We start from the raw sequence: 23,428 nt of genomic DNA, 5'->3' as shown, positions 1-23,428 counted from the left end.
GGCTCACTCGCCGGTCGGTATCTGACGAGTAGTCAGGTCGTGGGAAGAGCGTAGGGCGCCCCGCCTTGTCGGTCCAGGGGTGCGGGGCTAGCCTTCCCGCAGGCATTGCCTGACGAGCCGTCAGAAAAGATGCCGGAGGAGGCTCGGAATGGACCTCACGTACACCCCGGAGGAGGAGGAGTTCCGGGCGCGGCTGCGGGAGTGGCTGGCCGGGGTGCTGCCCACACTGCCGCCGAAGCCGCCGCCCGAGGACTGGCCGGCACGCCGGGCCTACGACCTCGGCTGGCAGCGGATGCTGTACGACGCCGGATACGCGGGGCTGCACTGGCCGGTGGACGCCGGCGGCCGGGGGGCCACCCCCACCCAGCACCTGATCTTCCTGGAGGAGACCGAGCGGGCGGGCGCCCCCTACGTGGGCGCGGGCTTCGTCGGACTGCTGCACGCGGGACCCACCATCGCCGCCGAGGGCACGGCCGAGCAGCGGGCGCGCTGGCTCCCGCCCATCCTGCGCGGCGAACAGGTCTGGTGCCAGGGCTTCAGCGAACCGGACGCGGGCTCCGACCTCGCGGCGCTGCGCACGCGCGCGCGGAGGGACGGCGACCACTACGTGGTGAGCGGGTCCAAGATCTGGACGTCCCACGCGGAAGTCGCCGACTGGTGCGAACTGTTGGTGCGCACGGACCCCTCGGCGCCCAAGCACCGGGGGATCACCTGGCTCGCGATGCCCATGGACGCCCCGGGGATCACCGTACGGCCGCTGAAGACCCTCGCGGGGTCGGCGGAGTTCGCGGAGGTCTTCCTCGACGAGGTGCGCGTGCCGGTCGGCCACCGGGTGGGGGCGGAGAACGACGGCTGGCGCGTGACCATGGTGACACTGTCGTTCGAGCGGGGCACCGCGTTCGTGGGCGAAGTGGTCTCGTGCCGTCGCGTGTTGGGCGAGCTGGCGCGCGAGGCACGGAAGAACGGCCGCTGGGACGACCCCGCGCTCCGGCGCAGGCTGGGCCGGCTGAACGCCGAGTTCCGCGCGCTGTGGCGGCTGACGCAGTGGAATGTCAGCGAGGCCGAGCGCAGCGGCGGGGTCCCGGGCGCGGGCGGCTCGGTCTTCAAGCTCCGCTACTCGCACGCACGGCAGGAGCTGTACGACACGGCCGCCGACATCCTGGGCCCGGAGGCGCTCGACCTCGACCGGCCGTGGGTGCTCGACCGGCTGTCGTCGCTGTCGTACACGATCGCGGCCGGGACCTCGCAGATCCAGCGCAACATCGTGGCCGAGCGCATCCTGGGCCTGCCGAAGGGGCGGTGACGCGATCCGTGCACTTCCAACTCACCGACGATCAACGAGCGCTGCGGGACGGTGTGCGCGCACTGCTCGAAGGACGCTTCGGGCGTCAGGCGCTGCGCATCGCCCTGGACACGCCCGGACTCGACCGCACCCTGTGGCGCGAGTTGGGCGAGGCGGGATTCTTCGCGCTGACGCTGCCCGAGGCGGAGGGCGGGGTCGGGCTCGGGCTCCCCGAAGCGGTCCTGGCCTTCGAACAGGCCGGCCGGGTCCTGCTGCCCGGGCCCCTGGTGGCCACGCATCTCGCGGCGGACGCGCGGGTGCCCGGAGCCGCGACGGGGGAGGCCGTGGTGACCGCCGTGCAGGGCGGTCTGGTGGAGTGGCTGGAGGAGGCGGACGTCGTACGGGGCGACGCGTCCGGCGCCGTACCGCTGCGGTCGGTGGATCCGCTGACCCCGCTGCACCGCGTACCGGACGGAGGCGGAAGGGATCGGCTGGCCGATCTCCCGGCCGATCCCCTCGCCGTCCTCCTGACCGCCGCCGAGCAGCTCGGCTCGGCGTCCCGCACCTGCGAACTCGCCGTGCAACACGCCCGGACCCGAGAGCAGTTCGGACGGCCCGTCGGAGCCTTCCAGGCGGTCAAGCATCTGTGCGCCGGGATGCTGGAACGGGTCGGGACGGCGCGGGCCGCCGTGTACGCGGCGGCCGTCACCGCCGACCCGCTGGACATCGCCGCGGCCCGGCTGCTCGCCGACGAGGCGGCCCTGCACGGTGCCCGCGACTGCCTCCAGGTGCACGGCGGCATGGGCTTCACCTGGGAGTCCGACGTTCACCTGCACCTCAAGCGGGCCTGGGTGCGCGCCCGCCGCAGCGGCGACGTGACGCAGAGTGAGGAGATGCTCGCGGGTGACCTGTTGGGCGATCCGCCGGGTGCGGTCGTCTGACCAGGGGGTCACCGGGGCTCCTGTGGCGGATGCCGTGGATCGTGGCACAGGGGAATTACCGAGCGTTGATATCGGCTTGTGTCCTACGCGTGACTTGTCACGCCCTGGAGTCGAAGCTCCGCTCCGGTACCTTGTGTGAGGTGCGAGTGGTTCCGAGAACGAGCCATCCCGGTGTCGCCCCCGAGGCGACGCCGGATCGGGCGATGCGCGCCACTCGCACTGGTGGGCGGGGGTGTGGCTCCGCCTGTTCGACTCCCCGTGGCGAGCGTCGCACAGTATGCCGCATGCGTACTCCTTCGCGCTGGAATATGCCCGAAGCGCTTGTTGGGGTGACTGTACGTCAACCATGCTGGTACGTAACGGGATCACGTTCGGTGATCCCTGTCCGGGCCATGCAGTCGATGGCCGTGCAGAAGATGACCACGATCGTGGCCTTGGCGAGGCACGCGGTGATGTGCCCGCCGGTTCGGATGGTGTGAGCGGTGCAGGTGCTTCAAGTGCAGCTGGAGATCCGGCCCGACCCCACGGAGGTGGGGCGCGCCCGGAAATGGGCCCGTTCACGGCTCGCCGGGTCCGGGATAGAGGCCGATGAGCCACTGGCCGAGACGCTGGTCCTGCTGGTGTCCGAGCTGGTCACCAACGCCGTGGTGCACACGGGCTGCCCCGCGGTGCTGCGGCTGTTGCTGTCCGGGGTGCGGGACGGCTCGGCGGGTACCGTCCGCCTGGAGGTGGCCGACACCTGTGAGCGGCCGCCCGTGCCCCGGCACGCGGAGGGTGACGACACCAACGGCCGCGGCCTGGCCCTCGTCGAAGGGCTGGCCGACCGCTGGGGCTGGAACTCCGAGGGCGTCGGCAAACGGATCTGGTGCGAACTGGACCGCTATGACCCCGGCCCCCGCCGCGGCGCGGCCAGCACCCCCGTCTCGACCTCCATGGCGTACGTGGGGTGCGCGTACGAGGCCGTATAGGGCTGTATAGGGCTGTATAGGGTCGTATGTGGCCGTATGGGGTCACCCTCGGCCGGGGCGTCACGACGCATGCGCCTGCGCGCGGTCGCACGGGCCCGGACGTATCCGGGGAGGACCGGGGTCGGTGCGCCGGGGGTGTGCTCCATTGCGCGCCGTAATGAAAAGCTCATAACGGGCAAATCCCCGAACGGGTGTTGACGTGCCGTGTCCGTTTGATCACGCTTGTGTTCAACGATTCACCGTGAGGGGACGGCGAGGGCTCCGGTGACGGGCGCCCTCGACGAGCGTGGGTCGTGATTCGGCGTCGGCTCCCACAGGGCCGGACGGCCCGCCGGCACGGGGACGTCCGGGGAGCGAGAGCTGGTACGCCGGAACCGGATGGCGGCGCGCGATGCCGCGCTCGGGGCGAGGTGGGGGCGCTGTCGCCCGAGCGCGGACGGGAGGTGGGGGAGCGCGCCGCCATCCGGAGAGCGGAGTGGGTGGAGTTGGGGGGCCAGGGCGGGTCCGGCGGTCCCGGATCCCCGGCGGCACCTCAGAGCACGGCCACGGGTGCCACCGGAGTGCCCGTGGCGCCGACGAACGGTTCAGGTGTCGCGGACAGCAGGAAGCTGTAGCGCCCTTCTTCTCCACAGGCTGTGGACAACTCTTCGAGATTCCAGTTCTGGCCCTGGAGCATCCCCATCTCGACCAGGTTGAGCGCGTGTACGGGCAGCCACAGGTTCTCGATCTCCGGCGGGAAGATCTCGAAGGTGAGCGTGTCGTTGGCGACGGCGGCGACGTCGCGGGCATGGAACCACTCCGGTGTGCGCACCGACAGGCCGGGTGAGGGGTACGCGTACGCGTGCCGGTCGCCGGCGAGGTAGGTCCGTATCTGCCCGGTCCGTACGAGGACGACGTCACCGCTCCTCACCCGCGTACCCGCCAGTTCCTCGGCCGCCTCCAGGTCGTCGGGGGTGACCGCGTGATCGCCCGTGAGCCGGTCCAGGCCGAGGGCGCGCGGGACGTCCAGGAGGACACCGCGCGTGACGATGTGCCGCGCCTTGTCGATGCCGCTGAACTCGGCGCCGCCGTGCGGGGTGATGGTGTCCGCCGGGCGGCCGTTGTAGATCCGCCCCGAGTGGGAGACATGGGTGAGGGCGTCCCAGTGGGTGGCGGACTGCAGCCCCATGGTCACGGCGTCGTCGCTCCAGGCGACGGTGCCGGGGCCGAACGTCTCCAGGTTGATCTGCACCATCGTGTGCAGCGGATTGACGCGGCCGGGGACCATGCCGGTCTGCACGCCGTCCTGCTGGAGCGGGAGGCCGAGCGGAACGCGCCGCCCGGTCCGCACGCAGGCGGCGGCGCCCTGTACGACCTCGTCGGTGATCAGGTTGAGCGTCCCGATCTCGTCGTCGGACCCCCAACGGCCCCAGTTGTTCACGCGCCCCGCGATCTCGTGGAACTCCTCCGGCAACGACATGATCCCTCCTGTTCCCCCCTCGTCCCGCGGTCTGCCGGTCTTCCCCATCCGCTCCGGGGTCTTGTCTCCAGGTATCTGACGGGTCGTAGAATCGGCCCGACCGCCGAATCTAACGGTCCGTCAGAAACTGCGGGAAGGGGTCGGGCGTGGGGAACTTCTTGGCAGGCAAGGTCGTCGCCGTGACGGGGGCCGGGCGCGGCATCGGCCGGGCGGTGGCGCTCGCGGCGGCGGCCGAGGGCGCTCGGGTCGTCGTCAACGACTACGGGGTCTCCATCGAGGGCTCCGAGCCGACGAGTGCGGTCGCCGAGGCCGTGGTCAAGGAGATCGTGGCGGCCGGCGGCGAGGCGGTCGCGGTGGCCGACGACGTGTCGACCATGGCCGGCGGGCAGCGGGTGGTGGACACGGCCGTCGAGGTGTACGGCCGGATCGACGGCGTGGTGTGCGTGGCGGGAATCCTCCGCGAACGGATGCTCTTCAACATGTCCGAGGAGGAGTGGGACCCGGTCGTCGCCACCCATCTGAAGGGCACCTTCACCGTCTTCCGCGCCGCGTCGGCCCTGATGCGCCGGCAGAAGTCCGGCACCCTCATCGGCTTCACCAGCGGCAACCACCAGGGCTCGGTGTCCCAGGCCAACTACAGCGCGGCCAAGGGCGGCATCATCTCCCTGGTCCGCAGCGCGGCGCTCGGGATGCACAAGTACGGGGTGACGGCGAACGCGGTGGCGCCGGTGGCCCGTACCCGGATGTCGGCGAACGTCCCGATGGAACTCGCGGAGATCGGTGAGCCGGAGGACGTGGCGGCCCTGGTCGTCTACCTGCTGAGCGACCGCGCGCGCGAGGCACGCATCACCGGGCAGGTCTACACCGTCGCCGGGCCCAGGATCGCGGTCTGGGCCCAGCCGCGCGAGCTGCGCTCGGCCTTCGCGGAGGGCTCCTGGACACCGGAGCGGATCGCGGAGGTTCTGCCGGGGAGCGTGGGGGTGGATCCGATGCCGATGCTGGAGCGGGTGGAGGCGATGGCGCGGGCCGCTGCCGCGGGGGGTCGGCCGAACGCCTAAGGGGGTGGTGGGAGAGGTCGTACGGCGGGTGCGGGTTTTTCGGTGGCTGGTCGCGCAGTTCCCCGCGCCCCTTGACGGGGGCGTGCAGCTCGGGTGAGGAGGTAGCCCGTGGACTTCGGGTTCGGTACGGACGACGAGGCGTTTCGGGGTGAGGTGCGGGGCTGGCTGGGGGCGCACCCCGCCGAGGGGGTGAGCCGGCGTGCGTGGGAGCGGGAGCTCGGGCGCGGTGGGTGGATCGGCATCGGCTGGCCGGAGGGCGGGTACGGGAACCGGACCGCGAGTCTCGTCCAGCAGGTCGTCTGGGCCGAGGAGTACGCGCGCGCGAAGGCACCCGCCCGGTCCGGGCACATCGGCGAGAAACTCCTCGCCCCCACCCTCATCGAGCACGGCACCGAGGAGCAGAAGCGGCGGTTCCTGCCGCCTGTCGCACGCGGCGAGGAACTCTGGTGCCAGGGCTACAGCGAACCGGGAGCGGGCTCGGACCTGGCGGGCGTGCGCACCGCGGCGGTCCGCGACGGCGCCACGACGACGTACCGGGTGACCGGCCAGAAGATCTGGACCTCCCTCGCGCACGAGGCGGACTGGTGTTTCGTCCTCGCCCGCACCGAGCCCGGCTCGCGCCGCCACCACGGCCTGTCCTTCCTGCTCGTCCCGATGGACCAGCCGGGCCGCGTCGAGGTGCGGCCCATCCGGCAGATGACCGGGACGAGCGAGTTCAACGAGGTCTTCTTCGACGGGGCCGTGGCCGAGCACCTGGTCGGCGGGGAGGGCAACGGCTGGCGTGTCGCCATGAGCCTGCTCGGCTTCGAGCGGGGGGTGTCCACGCTCGCCCAGCAGATCGGTTTCGCCGAGGAGCTCGCGCAGGTCATCCGTACGGCCGTCGAGACGGGCGCCGCCGGCGACCCCGTCGTACGCGACCGGCTCGTACGCCAGTGGGCGGAGCTGCGCACCATGCGCTGGAACGCCCTGCGGACGCTGGGGGGTTCGGGCGGTGAGACGGGCGTGCCGAGCGTGGCCAAGCTGCTGTGGGGCGGCTGGCACCAGCGGCTCGGGGAACTGGCGATGCTGGTACGGGGCGCGGGGGCGGCCGTGGGCCCGCGGGACTGGTCGCCCGCGCAGCCGTACGAACTCGACCCGTCGCAGCACCTGTTCCTTTTCTCCCGGGCCGACACCATCTACGGCGGCTCCGACGAGGTCCAGCGCACGATCATCGCCGAGCGCGTGCTCGGCCTGCCGAAGGAGCCCAGGGGCTGAAGGGGGTTGTGATGCGAGGCGTGGTCTTCGACGGGGAACGGGTGCGGGTCGTCGACGACTTGGAGGTACGGGAGCCGGGGCCCGGCGAGGTGCGGGTCGCGGTCTCGGCGGCCGGGCTGTGCCACAGCGATCTGTCGGTGGTGGACGGGACCATACCCTTCCCCGTACCTGTGGTGCTCGGCCATGAGGGCGCGGGGGTCGTGGAGGCGGTGGGCGAGGGCGTCACACACGTCCGGCCGGGGGACCACGTGGCGCTGTCCACGCTCGCGAACTGCGGTGCCTGCGCGGACTGCGACCGGGGCCGGCCGACGATGTGCCGGAGCGCGATCGGCAGGCCGGGCCGCCCGTTCACGCGGGACGGGCGCTCGCTGTACCAGTTCGCGAGCAACTCGGCCTTCGCGGAACGCACCGTCGTCAGGGCCGTGCAGGCGGTCCGCATCCCGAAGGACATCCCGCTGCCGTCGGCCGCCCTGATCGGGTGCGGGGTGGTGACGGGTGTGGGGGCGGCACTGAACCGCGCGCGCGTGGACCGCGGCGACAGCGTCCTGGTGATCGGTACGGGCGGTATCGGCCTCAACGTCCTCCAGGGCGCCCGGATCGCGGGCGCGCTGCGGATCGTGGCGGTGGACGCGAACCCGGACAAGGAGGCGGTGGCCCGCCGCTTCGGTGCGACCCACTTCCTGACCTCGACGGACGGTGTACGGGACATTCTCCCCACGGGCGCGGACCACGCCTTCGAGTGCGTCGGCCGTGTCGACCTCATCCGCCAGGCCGTCGACCTCCTGGACCGCCACGGTCAGGCCGTCCTGCTCGGGGTGCCGCCCGCGACGGCCGAGGCGTCCTTCCAGGTCTCGTCCATGTACCTGGACAAGTCCATCCTCGGCTGCCGCTACGGCTCCTCACGCCCCCAGCGCGACATCGCCCTGTACGCCGACCTGTACCGCGAAGGACGCCTGCTGCTGGACGAGTTGGTGACGGCGACGTACCCGGTGGAGGACTTCGAGAAGGCGGCACAGGACGCGAGGGAGGGGAGGGTGGCGCGCGGCGTGCTCACGTTTTGAGGTGCCACCCCCACGGGGCACCCCCGCGGGGCACCCGACGGGGCACCCCCACGGGGGTGCGGCGTACAGGCCCGAAAACGCCTGGGGCACTGTCAGTCCCGTGGCCTACCTTCGACGTATGACCTACCGAGACATCGCCTCCCAGCAGGTCCTGACCTGGGCCATCGTGTCCATCGGCGCCCGTATGCCCGTCGCCATGGCCCCGCTCGCCCTGGTCTTCCTGGTCCGCGAACGTCCGGGCGGCTACCCCCTGGGCGCGGCGCTCGCGGCGGCGTACGTCATCGGTGAGATCATCGGCGCTCCCCTCCTGGGCATGCGCACCCGTCCCGAGCGAGCCCGCCCCCAGCTCGCCGCGGGCCTCGCGGCGGGCGCGGCCGGTTTCGCGGGACTCGGTCTGTTACCGGCCGCGCACCCGGTGGTCCTCGCCGCGTTCGCCTTCCTCGCGGGCGCCGCCCCCGCCGCGGCCACCGGAGGTCTCCGCGCCCTGCTGACCAGCATCGTCCCGAAGCGCGCCGTGGCCCAGGCCCTGTCCACGGAGTCGATGCTGGTGTCCGCCATATGGGCGGTGTCCCCGGCCGCGGTCACCGGTCTCGCGCTCGGCGTCGCCCCCTGGGTTCCGCTGCTGCTCGCCGCCGCCCTCATGGGATCGTCCGTGGCGGGTCTGTGGCTGCTGCCCGTGGGCTGGGAAGCGGACAAGGCGGACGGCGACGGCACATCGGTCCTCCGCCTCCTGGCCCGCGCCTGGCCGGTCTACGTCACGGGCGCGGCCTCCCTCTCCATCCTCGGTCTGGCCGAACTCATGCTGCCCGCCCTCCTGGAACAGCGCGGCACGGGCGTCGGCTGGTCCGGTCCCCTGCTCACCGGGCTGGCCCTGGGATCGGGGGCGGGCGCGTTCCTCTACGGTCTGCGCTCCTGGCCGGGCCAACTGCGTACCCGGAGCACGGTGCTGATGTGCGGTGTCTCGGCGTGCGTGACGCTGGTCGCCCTCATACCTCACACGGCGTGGCTGGCCGCCGCGCTGGTCCTCGCCGGAGTCCTCCAGGCCGGTGCGTTCGTCACCCGCAACCTCTCCCTGGGCGAGGCGCTCCCGTCGAGCGCCCTGGCCGCCGGGTACTCGGTGATGTACGCGGCCGCCGGCGCGGGCTATGCGGCGACGGGCTCCCTCGCGGGCGCCCTGCTGAACTTCGTCGCACCGTCGACGGCGATCCTCGCGGGCGTCGGCCTGACGCTGCTGCTCACGGCGATCGGCGCGCTGGGCGAGCGCAGGCTCGCGACGACCTCCGCCGCACGCTCAACTCGCGGTGCTGATACGGCTGGTGCTGAGACGGCTGGTTCCGTTGCGGCTGGTTCCGTCGCGGCGGGTTCCATCGCCGCTGGTTCCGTCGCGGCCGGTTCCGCTGTTGAGGGCCCCGTCGACGGTCCCGCTGTCGGCTCCGTTGACAGCTCCGCTGCTGGCGGCCCGGTCGTGGCCGCTCCCGGCGCGGAACGTCCGCCGATACGCGGTCGGAGTGACACCTAGCGCCGCCTGGAGGTGTTGCCGCATCGACTGGGCCGTGCCGAAGCCCGCGTCGTGGGCCACCTGGTCGATGGACAGGTCGCTGGACTCCAGCAGGTGACGGGCCCGCTCGACGCGCTGCTGGGTGAGCCACTGACCGGGGCTGACGCCGGTCTCCTCCCGGAAGCGGCGGGTGAAGGTCCGTACCGACATGGACTCCCGCGCGGCCATGTCCCGCAGCTGGATCGGTTGGTGCAGACGGCCCAGCGCCCAGGCGCGGGCGGTGGTCGTGGTCGCCGCCTGCGGGTCGGGCACCGGCCGTTCGATGTACTGCGCCTGCCCGCCGTCACGGTGCGGCGGAACGACCGTGCGCCGGGCCACCTCGTTGGCCACCGCCGCGCCGTGGTCGCGGCGCACCATGTGCAGGCACAGGTCGATGCCGGCCGCGACGCCCGCGGAGGTCAGCACGTCTCCGTCGTCGATGAACAGCACATCGGGGTCGACCTCGATCCGGGGGAACAGCCGTTGCAGGCGCTCGGCGTCGGCCCAGTGCGTGGTGGCGGGGCGGCCGTCGAGGAGGCCGGCGGCGGCGAGGACGTACACGCCGGTGCAGATGGAGGCGAGCCGGGTGCCGGGCCTGATGTGCGCGAGGGCGGCGGCCAGCTCGTCGGTGAGCACGCCCTCCTTGAAGACCGGCCCGAGTTCGTACGACGCCGGGACGATGACCGTGTCCGCGGTGGCCAGCGCCTCGGGCCCGTGCTCGACCTGGATCGCGAAGTCGGCATCGGTCCGCACCGGGCCGGGCGGCCGGATCGAGCAGGTCACGACCTCGTACAGGTGCCGTCCCGTGGCGTCCTTCGGGCGGCCGAAGATCCGGTGCGGGATGCCCAGCTCGAAGGGCAGCAGTCCGTCGAGGGCGAGGACGACGACCCGGTGCGGACGGAACCCCTGTGCGCTGCGCATGGCCCGATCCTAGCGAATACTGTCTCTCCGGCCACTCGATGGGCGTCATCGCAGGACGGAAGCTCTATGGCGTGACCCAGACAACCGAGACCACCGCCAGCCCCGAGGGCACCCGGCCCACCCGGCCGTCGGGCGTCCGCGTCCACCGCGCGTGGTTCGTCGCGGCCGTGACCTTCGTGACGATCATCGGCGCCGCGGCCTTCCGCTCCCTGCCGGGCCTGCTCATCGATCCCCTGCACCAGGAGTTCGACTGGTCGCGTGGCACGATCGGCGCGGCCGTCTCGATCAACCTGGCGCTCTACGGGCTGACGGCGCCGTTCGCCGCCGCGCTGATGGACCGGTTCGGCATCCGCCGGGTCGTCGCGGTCGCGCTGACGGTGATCGCGATCGGGTCCGGCGTCACGGTGTGGATGACCGAGGCCTGGCAGCTCATGCTCTGCTGGGGGCTGCTGGTGGGCCTCGGTTCCGGCTCGATGGCGCTGGCCTTCGCCGCCACGGTCACCAACCGCTGGTTCACCGAGCGGCGCGGCCTGGTCACCGGCATCCTCACCGCGGCCTCCGCCTCCGGCCAGCTGATCTTCCTGCCACTGCTGTCGTGGATCGTCTCGGAGTACGACTGGCGCCCCGCCGCCGTCACGGTGGCCCTCGCCGCCCTGGCCGTCGTCCCCTTCGTCTGGCTGCTCCTGCGGGACCACCCGGCCGACGTGGGCCTGAAGCCGTACGGGGCGAAGGAGTTCGTGGAGAAGCCCGCGCCCGTGCGGGGGGCCGCCCGGCGCGCGGTCACCGTCCTGTTCTCCGCCATGCGCACCGGGCCGTTCTGGCTGCTGGCCGGCACCTTCGCGATCTGCGGCGCCTCGACGAACGGTCTCATCCAGACCCACTTCGTGCCCGCCGCCCACGACCACGGCATGCCCATCACGGCGGCGGCCTCGCTCCTCGCGGTCATCGGCGTGTTCGACGTCCTCGGCACCATCGCCTCCGGCTGGTTCACGGACCGTTACGAGCCGCGGCGCCTTCTGGCGGTGTACTACGCCTTCCGCGGCATCTCGCTGCTGTTCCTGCCGATGCTGCTCGCCCCGAGCGTCCAACTGCCGATGGTCTTCTTCATCGTCTTCTACGGCCTCGACTGGGTCGCTACGGTCCCGCCGACCCTGGCGCTGTGCCGCGAGCAGTACGGCGACGACAGCGCCATCGTCTTCGGCTGGGTCCTCGCCTCCCACCAGGTCGGCGCCGCCCTCGTCGCCTTCCTCGGCGGCGTCGCCCGGGACACCTTCGGCTCCTACGACGTCGTCTGGTACGCCGCGGGCGCGCTGTGCGCGGCGGCGGCGCTGATGTCCCTGGTGATCCGGCGGCGGCCGGCGGGGCGGGCGGCGGTGGCCTGACACAGGGGCACAGGGGCACAGGGGCACAGGGGCACAGGGGCACAGGGGCACGGCCGGTCTGCGCTAGATCTCGATGACCGCCTCCGGGTCCGTCTCTTCCCGGTAGCGGCGGGTGAGGACCCGTTCCCTCAGGTGTTCGATGTAGAGGGCGGTCTGGATCTCCAGCGGGAAGCCGGGCGGCCAGATCTGTCGCTCGTAGCGGAAGCGGTGGCCGCGGAAGGAGAAGCGGGTCTCCGCGTGGACGGACACTCCCTTGCCCACGACCTTGTCCACGACCCTGTCCACGACGGCGAAGTGCTCCAGCCGCCCGCCGACGAGGCCCGGCAGCCGATCCGCTACGAACAGCTCGTCGAGCCCCTTGCCCACGAGGGCGCTGAAGCGCTCGACGTACTCGTCCCGCGTCTCGTCCACGTCCATGGGTGACATCCTCCGGCACCCACACCGTCAGATACCCGTGAACTCCCCGAACCGCCCGCGGTGGAACAGCAGCGGAGGTACCTCCGTCGCGTCGGCCGCGCCGAGGGTCTCCACCCGTCCGACCACGATCAGGTGATCCCCGCCCGTGTGCACCGCGTGGATCGTGCAGTCGATCCAGGCGGCGGCGCCGGTGAGACGAGGGGAACCGGTGGCGGGGGACGCGTCGTAGGAGACCCCCGCGAACTTGTCGGCCCCGCTCACCGCGAACCCACGGCACAACTCGGCCTGGTCGGCGGCCAGTACGTTCACGCAGAAGACGCCCGCGCGGGCGATGCGCGGCCACGTCGTCGACGTACGGCCGACCATGAACGCGACCAGCGGCGGGTCCAGGGAGAGGGAGGAGAAGGACTGGCAGGCGAAGCCCGCGGGGCCGTCGTCAGTGGTTGCCGGTGCGGTGACAACGGTCACCCCCGTCGCGAAGTTCCCCAGCACCCGCCGGAACTCCGCCTGCTCCACCGGCGCCCGCTCGTCCTCCCCGACGCTCCGCAACTCCGGGCGCGGCAGCGCATCGACGGGCTCCACGGCCGTACGAGCCCCCGCCGACCTCAGGTACCGGACGGCGGCGGCCGCCATCCCTGCGCTTCCCATCACACCGCCATTGAACTTGACGGGCCGTCAGAAGTGAAGGGGCGGGGCGTGAAGGTACGAGGCGTGAGGAGGTGAGGGGTGAAGAGGTGGGGCGCGAAGAGCGGGTCAGCGCCCCTCGTACCGTGGTGTTCGACGCTCCACGAAGCTCGTCACACCTTCGTTCGCGTCCGCCGTCGTCATGTTGATCTCCTGGGCGGCGGCCTCGGCGGCGAAGGCGGTGGCGCGGTCGGTGTCGAGGGACGCGTTCACGAGTTGCTTGGTGAGGGCGAGGGCGCGAGTGGGGCCGGTGGCGAGGCGTTCGGCCCACTCACGGGCCGTCTTCTCCAGCTCCTCCGGCGGAACCACGCGGTTGACGAGCCCGAGCCGTTCCGCGTCCGCCGCCGACAGCGCGTCGCCGAAGAACATCAGTTCCTTCGCCCGCTGGGGTCCGATCAAACGGGGGAGGAGGTACGCGCCGCCGCCGTCCGGGACGAGGCCGCGCCGTACGAACACCTCGATGAAACGCGCGGGTTCGGCCGCCAGTACCAGGTCGCAGGCGAACGCGAGGTGCGCGCCGATACCGGCCGCCGTGCCGTTCACCGCCGCGATCACCGGCTTCTCGCAGTCGAGCACGGCGGCGATCAGGCGCTGGGCGCCGAGCCGGAGGGTGCGGGCGACGTCGCCGGGAACGCGTTCGGAGAGCGAGGCGGAGGCACCGCGCAGGTCCGCGCCCGCGCAGAAGCCGCGGCCGGTCGCGGTGATGACGACGGCGCGCACGGCCGGGTCCGCAGATGCCTCCGCGAGCAGCTGGATGATCCGTTCCCGCTGGTCGGGGGTGATGGCGTTCATCGCCTCGGGGCGGTTGAGAGTGATCCACGAGACGGCGTTGTCAGTGGCGTGCAGTATCAATGAGTCACGGGATTTTTCGGGAGGTTCGAGGGGGGAGCCGGACATGTGGATGCTCCGTTGGGTACGGGGAGTGACGGGCGTGATGGGCCTGGTGGGTCTGGTGGGTCTGCTGGGTCTGCTGGGTCTGGTGGGTCTGGTGGGTCTGATGGGCGCGATGCGGACATGGGGGACGCGCTCAGCGGCAGACCGCCAGCGCGTCCAGCGCCACCGCCCCCTGCCCGCGTGGGAGCACCATCAGCGGGTTGATGTCCAGCTCGGCGAGGTCGCCCCCGAGCTCCAGCGCCATGCGCTGCACCCGGAGCACGACCTCGACGAGGGCGTCCACGTCGGCCGGGGGAGCCCCGCGTACCCCGTCCAGCAGGGCCCGCCCGCGCAGTTCGGTGAGCATGGCGCGGGCCTGGTCCTCGCCGAAGGGGGGCACGCGCACGGCGGAGTCGCGCAGGACCTCCACCAGCACTCCGCCGAGCCCCACCGTGACCGTCGGCCCGAAGAGCGGGTCGTGGGTGACGCCCACGACCATCTCCACGCCCCGCTCGACCATCTGGCACACCAGCACCCCGTCGAGCGAGATGCCCTCGTAGCGCGCGATGTCGGTGAGCTCGCGATAAGCGTCGCGGACCTGGCTGGCCGATGTCAGCCCGATCTTCACCAGTCCGAGCTCCGTCTTGTGCGCGATCCGCGCTCCGGACGCCTTCATCACCACGGGGTAGCCGACCAGGCTCGCCGCGCGTACGGCCGCGGCGGCGCTGGTCACCAACTGCTCGCGCGGCACACGGATCCCGTACGCCCGCAGCAGCTGCTTCGCCGCGTGCTCGCTCAGCTGCTGCCCGGGTCGCATCAGTGCCTGGGCCTTGCGGAAGGAGGGCGACGGGCTGCGGGGCGCCTCATCGAAGGGGGAACGGTACGCGGCGGTGAACCGCTGGTGGTCGAGGTGGGCGCGGACGGCCGTGATGCAGTTGGCGAAGGTGCGGAAGGTCACGACCCGGGACGAGCCGAGCAGCGTCTCCCGGTACGCGGACTCGGTGCCCACCGGCGAGCCCCACACCACGCACACCAGCTTGTCCGTCTGCTCCGCCGCGTCCACGAGGTCCTGCGCGAGCTTGTCGCTCATGGGCGGGAAGGGCCCGGTGATGGGACAGATCAGTACGCCCACGTCCGGGTCGTCGAGGATCGCGTCGATGATCTTCCGCCCGCGCCAGTCGCCCACCGGGTGCCCGCCGTTGTCGACGGGGTTGGCCACGTTGAGGTACTCGGGTATCCACTGGTGCAGTTCGGTCTGCTTGTCCTCCGACAGCACCGGAAGGTGGAGCCCCGCCTCGGCCGCCAGGTCGGTGAAGTGCGCGCCCGTGCCGCCCGAGATCGAATACACGACGACCCCGTCGGCGGTCCGGGGCCGACCGCCTTCGGTGTCCGGGGCCGGTCGCCGACGTGCCCGAGCCAACAGGGCCGCGGTGTCCTGGAGTTCGTCCAGCCCGTCGACCCGTATCACTCCGTACTGCCGCATGGCCGCGTCCACCACCGCGTCGGCGCCGGTCAGCTTGCCGGTGTGTGAGGCGGCGGTACGGGCGCCGGTCTCGGTGCGGCCGACCTTGACGGCGACGACGGGCACCCCGCGCCGAGCGGCCCGGTCGGCGGCGAGCAGAAAGGAGCGGCCGTCCTTCAGACCCTCCACGTAGGCGGCGATGGCACCCACCTCGGGCTGCTCGGCGAAGTAGGAGATGAAGTCGGCGGTCTCCAGATCGGCCTCGTTGCCCGTGGGTGCCCAGTGGGAGAGGCGGATGCCGAGTTCCTGGAGGGCGAAGACGGGGCGGCCCTGGTGGCCGGACTGGGTGATGAGCGCGATGGCCGGCCCGTCCAGGTCGTCCCGGAACCGCTCGAAGGCGTTGAGGTTGGTGTTCGGGCCCAGCAGCCGCAGTCCGGAGCGGGCCACGGCGGCCGCGAGCCGCTCCTGCGCGGCCGCGCCCTCCGCGCCCGTCTCCGCGAACCCGGAGGCGAAGGCGACCGCGAACTTCACCTTGGTCTCGGCGAGTTCCTCGATCACGGGAAGGGGGTCGGAGACCAGCAGCACGGCGAGATCCACCTGCTCGGGCAGGTCGGCGACGGAAGGAGAACAGGGGATGCCGAAGACGGACTGACGCGTGGGGTGCACCGGATGCAGCCGGGCGCCGACCCGTTCGGCCCAGGTGAGTAACTGCCGAGTGATACCGCTGTTCGGCCGTCCCTCCGTGTCCGAGGCGCCGACCACGGCCACGGAGGCGGGGCGGAAGAAGCGGTCGAGATCGGGGACGTCGGCGTACAGCGGGCGCCCGCTGACGTCGAGGTCGTCGGTCGTGGCGGGCCTGCCGTGCACGACGGGTGAGGGGTGCTCGCCGCAGGCGATGACCCTGGCCCGGCGGGAGTCGGTGGTGAGGGTGCCGTGGGTTGATCCAAGCATCGGTCCGCCCGCTCCTGTGTGACAGCCAAGTAGCTGACGTAGTGTCAGATTACTCACAGGTTACTGAACTGACCGCATGTCAGGAACAGTCGTGCACGCGAGAGGTGCGAGGAGCCCCACCGCCACCGCGGCGGGAGAGGGGCATGTGCATGACGGGCACGGCACAGGCTTCGTACCCGCCACAGGCGCCGCTGGAACACCGGACGGAGGTAACGCGGCGGAGGTGACTCGACGTAGGCAATGCGACGGAGGTGACGCGACGCAGGTAATGCGAACGCGACGGAGGTGACTCACGGAGCGGCCGAACCTCGGCGGTCAGGTGCGGGGCGGCCTGCGCTCCGCCCCGCCCTGGCGGGCGACCGCCTTGGCGATCTTCTGGGCGTCCAGGGCGAGTTCGCGCAGCATGCCGCTGATGGGGTTGGTGAAGCCGGTGAAGTACAGGCCGGGGGCGTTCTTGGGGGTGCGGGCGCCGTGGACGACCGGCTTCCCACGCTCGTCGAGGACGCCGAGGTGGCCGACGAGTCCTTCCAGGGCGCGGCGGTACCCGGTGGCGGCCACCACGGCCTCGGGCTCGATGCGGTCGCCGTCGGCGAGGACCACCTTGCCGCCCTCGAAGCCCTCCACCGCGGCCACGATCTCGACCCGGCCGTTTCGTACGGCGTCGATGAGGCCGACGTCCTGGACGGGGATGGAGCCCGCGTTGACGCGCGAGTACAGCCCGGTGTCGGGCCGGGGCAGCCCGTGCGCGGACAGGTCGGGCACGCTGAGCCTGGCCACCGGCTTGGCGAGGCGGTCGACGAGGGCGACCGGCAGGCGCCGTACGGCGATGGCGCTGAACTGGGCCGGCCAGCCGGCCGTCGAGCGGCGCACGAGGTGCGGGGCGGTGCGCACCGCGAGCCGTACGCGCGAGGCCCCGCCCTCCAGCAGGTCGACGGCGATCTCGGCCCCGGTGTTGCCGATGCCGACGACGAGGACGTCGCGGTCGGCGAAGGGAGTGGCGTTGCGGTACTCGCCGGCGTGGAGCAGTTCGCCGGTGTAGCCGTCGCGGCCGGGCCAGTCGGGGAGGCGGGGTGTGTGGTTGTAGCCGGTGGCGACGACGACCGCGCTGCCGGTCAGCTCACGTCCGCCGGTGGCGTGCAGCAGCCAGCCGCTGCCGTCGGCGGCCGGCTCCACGCGCGAGACCTCGACGCCGGTGACGATCTCCAGCTCGTGGTACTCGGCGTACTTCTCCAGGTACCGCACCACGTTGTCCCGCGACACCCAGCGGCCGAACCGGCGCGGCATCGGCAGGCCGGGCAGCCCCGACAGGCGCCGGGTCGTGTGCAGATGCAGGCGGTCGTAGTGCTTGCGCCACGACGCCCCGACCCGGTCGGACTTCTCCAGCACGACGGCGCGTACGCCCCGGGCCCGCAGCGCGTACGCCACGGCCAGCCCGCCCGGGCCACCGCCGATGACGTACACGGGACGATCGGTACGGGCCCGCTCCGCGCGGCTGACGGAGTCGCTGGACCCGGCGGGGTCGGTGGACCCGGCGGAGTCGGCGGGCTCGGTGTGCGTGGGGGAGTCGGCCATGTGCCGAGGTTATGCGCCCGTTCATTTGATGGGTCTCGGTCAAGCCCGGAATTGGTTGCGGATTGATCACGGCTGTGGGGGAAGTGGGCGGGACGCGTGACTTGGGAGTCTCCAAATGTGCGGGGACAGTGAGGGGGGTGGGTCCGGGTGCAGTCCCCTTCGGCCCCCTTCAGTCCCCTTCAGTCCCCTTGCGTGTTCATGCCCCGTGCGGTGAACTGGCGAACTGACGACCCGTCAGACAATCGCCCGTAGGCAGGGGGCTCCATGGACACGATCTGGCTCACCGGTGCCGAATGGCTCGCCGTGCTGCGCGTCGGGCTGGGGCTGTGGTGGCTGGAGAGCTGGCGGCACAAGGACAAGAAGAAGTGGTTCGAGGGCGGCGGTATCACCTGGGCGGCGGGCATCGCGGCGAAGCACCGGTGGAACGTGGTGCGCGGCGGCTTCGACGTCGTCGTCGCACCCCGCCCGCGCACGATGGCCTACGTCGTCGCGTACGCGGAACTCGCCCTCGGCCTGGGCCTGATCCTCGGCTTCCTGACGCCGGTCGCGCTGGTCGCAGGCATGCTGCTCAACCTCATCTACTTCGTCCTCATGATCCACGACTGGGCCGAGCAGGGGCAGAACTCGATGATGGCGCTGATCTCGGTGGTCGGACTGTTCGCGATGTCGTGGCAGACCTGGTCGCTCGACGACGCGCTGGGGCTGTTCCAGTGAGCGGTCCGACAAGCGCGCGCTTCGACGTACCTGAGGTTGACGCCTTCACCCGCCCGTACTGGGACGCCGCCGCCGAGGGCCACCTGCTCCTGCGCCGTTGCGGGGACTGCGGGCGTGCCCACCACTACCCTCGCGAGTTCTGCCCCCACTGCTGGAGCGAGGACGTGACGTGGGAGCCCGTGAGCGGCCGGGCCACCCTCTACACCTGGTCCGTCGTCCACCGCAACGACCTCCCGCCCTTCGGTGAGCGCACCCCGTACGTCGCCGCCGTGGTCGACCTCGCTGAGGGGCCCCGGATGATGACCGAGGTCGTGGAGTGCGGGGAGGGCGAGCTGCGGGTGGGGATGGAGCTGGAGGTGACGTTCCGGGGAGGGGAGAACGTGGAGGGCGGGGATGTGGCCGTTCCCGTTTTCCGGCCCCGCGCGTGAGGTGGCCCCCGGGTGGGGGCCGGGCGGCGGTCCGGTTCTCATGGGAGTTTCAATGGGCGGATGGCGGATCTCCACAGGCAGAACGCGCATGAGCACGAGTCCCGGAACCGGCCGCGCTCTCGGACGCACCCCACACCCTCGATCCCGGCCCCCGAACTGCACGGGGAGGGCCTGCGGTTGAGGCCCTGGGACGCGGAGAGCGACTCCGACGTCCAGGCGTGGCTGCGCGGGTACTCGGACCCGGAGTTCCAGCGGTGGAACACCCCGGTGAAGCCGGTCGACACGATGGAGGACGCACGGGAGTCGCTGCGGCTGCGTGCCGAGTGGGAGGCGGAGGGCAAGTGCGTGTCCTTCTGCGTCACGGACGCCGCGACCGGGTCGCCACTCGGGCACATGGGTGTCAACGCGATCGACCACTTCATGCGAAACGCCCGCGTCGGCTACTGGGTCCTGCCCGAGGCCCGCGGCCGCCGCACAGCCACCCGCGCCCTTCGCCTGACCGCACGCTGGGCCTTCACCGACCTGGGCATGCACCGCCTGGAGCTGGGGCACGCCCTCGGACACGACGCCTCGTGCCGGATCGCCGAGCGCTGCGGCTTCCCGTACGAGGGCACGCTCCGGGGCGCCCTGTTCGAGGAGGGCCGCCACGACGCCTTCCGCGACATCCACCTGCACGCCCGCCTGGCAACGGACCCGGACCCGGACTCGGACGGAGGCCGGGACGCCCCGGACCCGAACCCGGACCCGAACCCGGAGCCGGGTGAGGCGTAGCGACCGGGCGGGCGGGTGTAAATACCGGGCGCGGTGCCGGGGCTCGCGGGACCATGGCCGCATGCCCTCCGCCTCCCACCCGCACGACTGGCAGATCACGCGGGACCTCGATGTCTTCCTCGACCGTGCCGGGGCCTTCCTGGCTTCCGAACCCGCGCTGCACACCGTGCAGTTGACGGTCACCGCCGCACTGCGTACGCAGGGCATGCGGGTGTACGGCGAAGAGGCACCTCGCTTCGCGTGGCTCACGGACCCGGAGGGCGCCGTACGCGCCACCGCCCTGCGGACACCGCCGTACCCACTGAACCTCACCGCCGCGACCCCCGAGGCCGCCGACGCGCTCGCAGGGCGGTTCGCGGAGACGGGCGGGGCGTTGCCGGGGGTGATGGGCCCGAGTCGGACGGCGGCGGAGTTCGCGGCCGCGTGGGAGCGCCGTACGGGCGCCGTCGCCCGGCTCGCGACGCGGCAGCGGCTGTACCGGCTCGGGGCGCTCACGGTGCCCGAACCAGCCCCGCCCGGCGAGGCGCGGCCCGCGGGCGGGGACGACCACGATCTGCTCGTCCGGTGGTACGGAGAGTTCTGCGCGGATGTGGGGGCACCACGGCAGGACCCGGACGCGTGGGTCGCGGCGCGGCTCGCGTACGGCGGGCTCATGGTGTGGGAGCTGCCGGACGGCACGCCCGTCGCCATGGCGGGAGCCATGCCCGAGATCGCCGGGCAGGTGCGCGTGGTGTCCGTCTTCACCCCGGCCGAGCTGCGGGGGCGCGGGTACGCGGGCGCGGTCACGGCTGAGGTGAGCCGTGCCGCGCTCGCCAAGGGCGCCGACGAGGTGCTGCTCTTCACCGACCTGTCCAACCCGACCAGCAACGGGCTCTACCAGCGCATCGGCTACCGCCCGGTCCAGGACTTCGCCACCCGTGACTTCACGGCCCCGGCCCCACGCACCGCCCCGACCACCCGCACCGCCCCGGCCACCCGCACGGCCACGACGTCGCTCACGGCCACAGCAACCCCCTGACCCAGCCGCCGTCCTCGTCACGTCGGTAGTCGAGTCGTACGTGCCGTCGCCGTGCGTCGCCCTGGAAGAACTCCACCTCGTCCGGTGCGAGCACGTACACCGTCCACGACGGAACCGACGCGTCCGGCTCGCGTTGTGCGCGCTCCCACGCGGCCTCCGAGGCCCGCTCCAACTCCTCGTGGCCGGACAGCACTTCGCTCTGGTGCCCCACGAGGGCGGCGGCGAGCGCCCCCGTGGAACGGGCGTGCAGATCGGCGTCCGCGACCTCGGCGGGCGCGACCGTCACCCGGCCGCGCACCCGCACCTGGCGGCCCAGGGCGGGCCAGTAGAAGCCGAGCGCCGCGTACGGCCGGGCGGCCAGGTGCCGGCCCTTCCGGCTGCCCGCGTGCGAGGCGAAGTGCCAGCCGTGCTCGTCCGCACCGTGCAGCATGACCGTCCGTACGTCCGGCGTGCCCTCCGCGTCCGCCGTGGCGAGGGACATCGTGTGCGGCTCAGGCTGCCCCGCCGCCACCGCCTCCGCGAACCACGCGGTGAACAGGGGCAGTGGTGCGGCGGGTGCGGTGGCCGTGTCGAAGGAGCGCAGTTCGGTGATCTCCGGGTCCCACACCCGCAGCGACCTCAGCAGCTCGTCAAGATCCGTTCCCATGCCCCGATTGTCACCGGCCCCGAGGGCCACGTGCTCAGGGCCGCCTCAAAGGGAACCCAGGTCGGACGAGACCCACTTCTCCGGTCGCATGTGGATGATGACCTGCTCGCCGTGGCTCTTCGAGGCGAACTCCACGTACGCGTCCACCTTCCCGGCAGGGAGGTAGCGGGCGGAGATCTCGCGGAGCTTGTCGATGGTCGCGGGGATCGTGTCGGTCACCGGGCCCTCGACCGACACGTACCGGATGGTGGGTTCGGTCCGGTCGACCATCAGGGAGAACCGGCCCGCGGCCTTGATCCGCTGGTACTTGCGGCTGTCGAGCCCGGTCATGATCCAGATCTCGCCGCCGGGGGCGTACTGGTACCAGATCGGTACGGTGAGCGGGGCCCGGCCCGGACCTCCGTCCACGGCGAACGCCGCGATGTGCGGCTCGGCAAGGAACTGCTCTCGCTCTTCGCGGGTCAGGGCCATGTCGATCTCCTCCAACGGGTGCGGCGGGGACGTCGTCGTCATGTCTGGTTCTTCTGCCTCTCCGTCTTCTACCTCTCCGTCAGCGAGCCTCGGACCACCGGGTGTTCCGACGCGCGACCACATGGCTCGAATCACCCGGGCGGCAGTAGGTTGAGGCGGGTGAGACGCTTACCGGGCGCCGCCCTCGCCGCCGCCACCACGGCCCTCCTCCTCGCCCTCACCGCATGCGCGGGAGCAGGCGCAGGCGTCGGCGGCGAGGAGCCCTGGATCTCCGCGCCCGAGGTCTTCTACCTGCGCCCCCAGGACGACAAGTCCGGCCCCCACGACAAGGAGCCCTTCCACCTCCAGGCGGAGGACACCAAGGCGCCCACCCGGAACGGTCAGCGCGACCACCGGCTCACCGCCGACGTGCGCGGCTCCGAGGACGTCATACGGCTCAAGACCGTCGGCCTGCGCAAGAGCGGGGCCCGGTGCACGGGCGACACCGTGCGCGTGAGCTGCGAGGTCGACGGTACGTACAACAACTGGGAGGACCTCGACCGCGTCCTCCCCGTGCCCGCGAAGGGCGCCGAACCCGGGGACGAGGGCGTCGTACGGTTCACGTACACCACCAGGGACGGCGGGAAGCTGACCGCCAGGACCCGGGTCGTCGTCGGAGAGCCCGTGGTCGAGGTGCGCGCGATCAAGCCGTTCAAGGACGTCCGCCCCGGCACCGCGATCACCGCGCCCGTCGTCGTCCGCAACAACGGTGAGGTACCCGTCGAAGGCCTCGGCCTCAAACTCGTCGACGGAGATCTGGACTTCACGCGGCGGTACGCGAACTGCCGTTACCCGGAGCCCCAGCGGGGCCACATGGCGATCTGCCGGTTCCCGGACCTGAGGATCGGCCCCGGGGAGACGGTCGTGTTCCGGCCCGCCGTGCGGCTGCGCGCCTCCGAGACGACGATGTACGGCTCCTTCGGGCAGGACGCGTGGGCGCTGGACATGGGCCCGGGACAGTACGGTGTCGCGCCGGAGGGCGGCGACCGCGGTGACGGCCCGGCCCTCGAAGCCGAGCGCGTGGACGGCGCGGACACGAAGGGGACGTTCGTCAAGGGCGGCGCCCGCACCGGCGTCACCCTCGACAGCCACGCCGACTACGAGATCTCCGACGTCGACCTGAAGGGCGCCCCCGGCGCCGAGCGCAAGGTCCGCCTCACCGTCCGCAACAACGGGCCCGGCGACCCCGGCCCCGCCGCGGAGCTGGTGTTCAGCCCGCCGTTCGGTGTGACCGTACTGAAGCAGCCCATGTCGGCGATCGACGAAGACGTCTACGAGCCCTACTGCGACAGCAACGGCTTCGCGTACACCTGCGACGTCCGCCGGCTGGAGCCGGGCGACTCCCGCACCTTCGAGTTCACCCTGCGCCTCGGCGAACCGGGAGAGGGCACGGCGAGCATCCTGGACCGGGACGACACCGATCGCCGCGACCCGGACCCCGCCAACGACGAGGCCACGATCAGGGTTCGGCCGTAGGCCAACTGGGGGATCTGGACGATCTGGGTGACGTCGGCGACCT

21 protein-coding genes and 1 pseudogene are annotated in these 23,428 nt (G+C 72.1%); 13 read left to right on the top strand and 9 right to left on the bottom strand.

Annotated features, from left to right (window positions below; all coding sequences use genetic code 11):
• The first annotated feature begins 148 nt into the window (after positions 1–148).
• The 3 genes from IE262_RS23705 (at position 149) to IE262_RS23695 (ending at position 3,191) form a co-directional block, all read left to right on the top strand.
• Positions 149–1,303, top strand: a complete 1,155-nt coding sequence (locus IE262_RS23705; protein ID WP_134033735.1) for an acyl-CoA dehydrogenase — start codon at positions 149–151, stop codon at positions 1,301–1,303.
• An 8-nt stretch (positions 1,304–1,311) separates the two neighbouring features.
• Complete coding sequence (locus IE262_RS23700) at positions 1,312–2,223, top strand: acyl-CoA dehydrogenase family protein (RefSeq protein WP_189876621.1); 912 nt, start codon at positions 1,312–1,314, stop codon at positions 2,221–2,223.
• Between the two features lie 482 nt (positions 2,224–2,705).
• Positions 2,706–3,191 carry an ATP-binding protein gene (locus IE262_RS23695; RefSeq protein WP_229877427.1) on the top strand — a complete coding sequence of 162 codons (486 nt, stop codon included), beginning with the start codon at positions 2,706–2,708 and terminating at the stop codon, positions 3,189–3,191.
• Between the two features lie 532 nt (positions 3,192–3,723).
• Here the strand turns inward: IE262_RS23695 and IE262_RS23690 are convergent.
• Positions 3,724–4,650, bottom strand: coding sequence for a cyclase family protein (locus IE262_RS23690; RefSeq protein ID WP_134033742.1), 927 nt, complete (start codon positions 4,648–4,650; stop codon positions 3,724–3,726).
• Positions 4,651–4,796: 146 nt separating this feature from the next.
• Between IE262_RS23690 and IE262_RS23685 the strand changes: the two genes are divergently transcribed.
• The 4 genes and pseudogenes from IE262_RS23685 to IE262_RS23670 form a co-directional block, all read left to right on the top strand.
• Positions 4,797–5,708, top strand: a complete 912-nt coding sequence (locus IE262_RS23685) for an SDR family NAD(P)-dependent oxidoreductase (protein ID WP_189876340.1) — start codon at positions 4,797–4,799, stop codon at positions 5,706–5,708.
• Between the two features lie 108 nt (positions 5,709–5,816).
• Positions 5,817–6,962, top strand: a complete 1,146-nt coding sequence (locus IE262_RS23680) for an acyl-CoA dehydrogenase family protein (protein ID WP_189876338.1) — start codon at positions 5,817–5,819, stop codon at positions 6,960–6,962.
• Positions 6,963–6,973: 11 nt separating this feature from the next.
• Positions 6,974–8,023 carry a Zn-dependent alcohol dehydrogenase gene (locus IE262_RS23675; RefSeq protein ID WP_189876337.1) on the top strand — a complete coding sequence of 350 codons (1,050 nt, stop codon included), beginning with the start codon at positions 6,974–6,976 and terminating at the stop codon, positions 8,021–8,023.
• A gap of 118 nt (positions 8,024–8,141) precedes the next feature.
• Positions 8,142–9,356 (top strand): annotated as a pseudogene (locus IE262_RS23670) (MFS transporter); the annotation flags it as partial.
• On the opposite strand, the gene IE262_RS23665 reads toward IE262_RS23670, so the two are convergent.
• Positions 9,315–10,481 carry a GlxA family transcriptional regulator gene (locus tag IE262_RS23665; protein ID WP_229877426.1) on the bottom strand — a complete coding sequence of 389 codons (1,167 nt, stop codon included), beginning with the start codon at positions 10,479–10,481 and terminating at the stop codon, positions 9,315–9,317. The pseudogene IE262_RS23670 and the gene IE262_RS23665 sit on opposite strands and share 42 nt — an antisense overlap.
• A gap of 71 nt (positions 10,482–10,552) precedes the next feature.
• Here IE262_RS23665 and IE262_RS23660 point away from each other — a divergent pair, with 71 nt between their 5' ends.
• A complete protein-coding gene (locus IE262_RS23660) occupies positions 10,553–11,863 on the top strand; it encodes an MFS transporter (protein WP_189876335.1) in 1,311 nt (436 codons plus the stop codon).
• A 63-nt stretch (positions 11,864–11,926) separates the two neighbouring features.
• Here IE262_RS23660 and IE262_RS23655 read toward each other — a convergent pair whose 3' ends face one another.
• The 5 genes from IE262_RS23655 to IE262_RS23635 all read right to left on the bottom strand — a co-directional run bounded on the left by IE262_RS23655 (position 11,927) and on the right by IE262_RS23635 (position 17,822).
• The gene (locus IE262_RS23655; protein WP_189876333.1) at positions 11,927–12,280 is read right to left on the bottom strand and encodes a hypothetical protein; all 354 of its coding nucleotides are present in this window, start codon (positions 12,278–12,280) and stop codon (positions 11,927–11,929) included.
• Between the two features lie 27 nt (positions 12,281–12,307).
• Positions 12,308–12,928 (bottom strand): flavin reductase family protein, encoded by a 621-nt coding sequence (locus IE262_RS23650; protein WP_134034125.1) that lies wholly within the window; start codon positions 12,926–12,928, stop codon positions 12,308–12,310.
• A 105-nt stretch (positions 12,929–13,033) separates the two neighbouring features.
• Positions 13,034–13,861 (bottom strand): enoyl-CoA hydratase/isomerase family protein, encoded by an 828-nt coding sequence (locus IE262_RS23645; RefSeq protein ID WP_189876330.1) that lies wholly within the window; start codon positions 13,859–13,861, stop codon positions 13,034–13,036.
• A 130-nt stretch (positions 13,862–13,991) separates the two neighbouring features.
• A complete protein-coding gene (locus IE262_RS23640; protein ID WP_189876328.1) occupies positions 13,992–16,250 on the bottom strand; it encodes an acetate--CoA ligase family protein in 2,259 nt (752 codons plus the stop codon).
• Positions 16,251–16,565: 315 nt separating this feature from the next.
• On the bottom strand, positions 16,566–17,822 hold the full coding sequence (locus tag IE262_RS23635) for a flavin-containing monooxygenase (RefSeq protein ID WP_189876326.1): 1,257 nt from the start codon (positions 17,820–17,822) through the stop codon (positions 16,566–16,568).
• Positions 17,823–18,086: 264 nt separating this feature from the next.
• Between IE262_RS23635 and IE262_RS23630 the strand changes: the two genes are divergently transcribed.
• The 4 genes from IE262_RS23630 (at position 18,087) to IE262_RS23615 (ending at position 20,753) form a co-directional block, all read left to right on the top strand.
• On the top strand, positions 18,087–18,536 hold the full coding sequence (locus tag IE262_RS23630) for a DoxX family membrane protein (RefSeq protein ID WP_189876324.1): 450 nt from the start codon (positions 18,087–18,089) through the stop codon (positions 18,534–18,536).
• Positions 18,533–18,964, top strand: a complete 432-nt coding sequence (locus tag IE262_RS23625; protein WP_189876322.1) for a Zn-ribbon domain-containing OB-fold protein — start codon at positions 18,533–18,535, stop codon at positions 18,962–18,964. Before IE262_RS23630 ends, IE262_RS23625 begins: the two co-directional genes overlap by 4 nt.
• 60 nt (positions 18,965–19,024) lie before the next feature.
• Positions 19,025–19,735: a GNAT family N-acetyltransferase gene (locus IE262_RS23620; protein WP_189876320.1), complete on the top strand. Its 711-nt coding sequence runs from the start codon at positions 19,025–19,027 to the stop codon at positions 19,733–19,735.
• A 61-nt stretch (positions 19,736–19,796) separates the two neighbouring features.
• Positions 19,797–20,753: a GNAT family N-acetyltransferase gene (locus IE262_RS23615; RefSeq protein ID WP_189876318.1), complete on the top strand. Its 957-nt coding sequence runs from the start codon at positions 19,797–19,799 to the stop codon at positions 20,751–20,753.
• Here IE262_RS23615 and IE262_RS23610 read toward each other — a convergent pair.
• Together IE262_RS23610 and IE262_RS23605 are read right to left on the bottom strand one after the other, a co-directional pair.
• On the bottom strand, positions 20,731–21,399 hold the full coding sequence (locus tag IE262_RS23610) for a pyridoxine/pyridoxamine 5'-phosphate oxidase (protein WP_189876316.1): 669 nt from the start codon (positions 21,397–21,399) through the stop codon (positions 20,731–20,733). The two genes, IE262_RS23615 and IE262_RS23610, sit on opposite strands and share 23 nt — an antisense overlap.
• Positions 21,400–21,444: 45 nt before the next feature.
• Positions 21,445–21,870 (bottom strand): pyridoxamine 5'-phosphate oxidase family protein, encoded by a 426-nt coding sequence (locus IE262_RS23605; RefSeq protein WP_189876619.1) that lies wholly within the window; start codon positions 21,868–21,870, stop codon positions 21,445–21,447.
• A gap of 159 nt (positions 21,871–22,029) precedes the next feature.
• On the opposite strand from IE262_RS23605, the gene IE262_RS23600 reads away from it, so the two are divergent.
• Positions 22,030–23,385: a COG1361 family protein gene (locus IE262_RS23600; RefSeq protein ID WP_229877425.1), complete on the top strand. Its 1,356-nt coding sequence runs from the start codon at positions 22,030–22,032 to the stop codon at positions 23,383–23,385.
• Positions 23,386–23,428: the final 43 nt, after the last annotated feature.

Origin of the sequence: Streptomyces bluensis (assembly GCF_014650715.1) — a bacterium.
In the GTDB taxonomy this organism is placed as follows: domain Bacteria; phylum Actinomycetota; class Actinomycetes; order Streptomycetales; family Streptomycetaceae; genus Streptomyces; species Streptomyces bluensis.
Note: the sequence above shows the minus strand (reverse complement) of the source record. Positions and strands in the feature narration are given on the sequence as shown.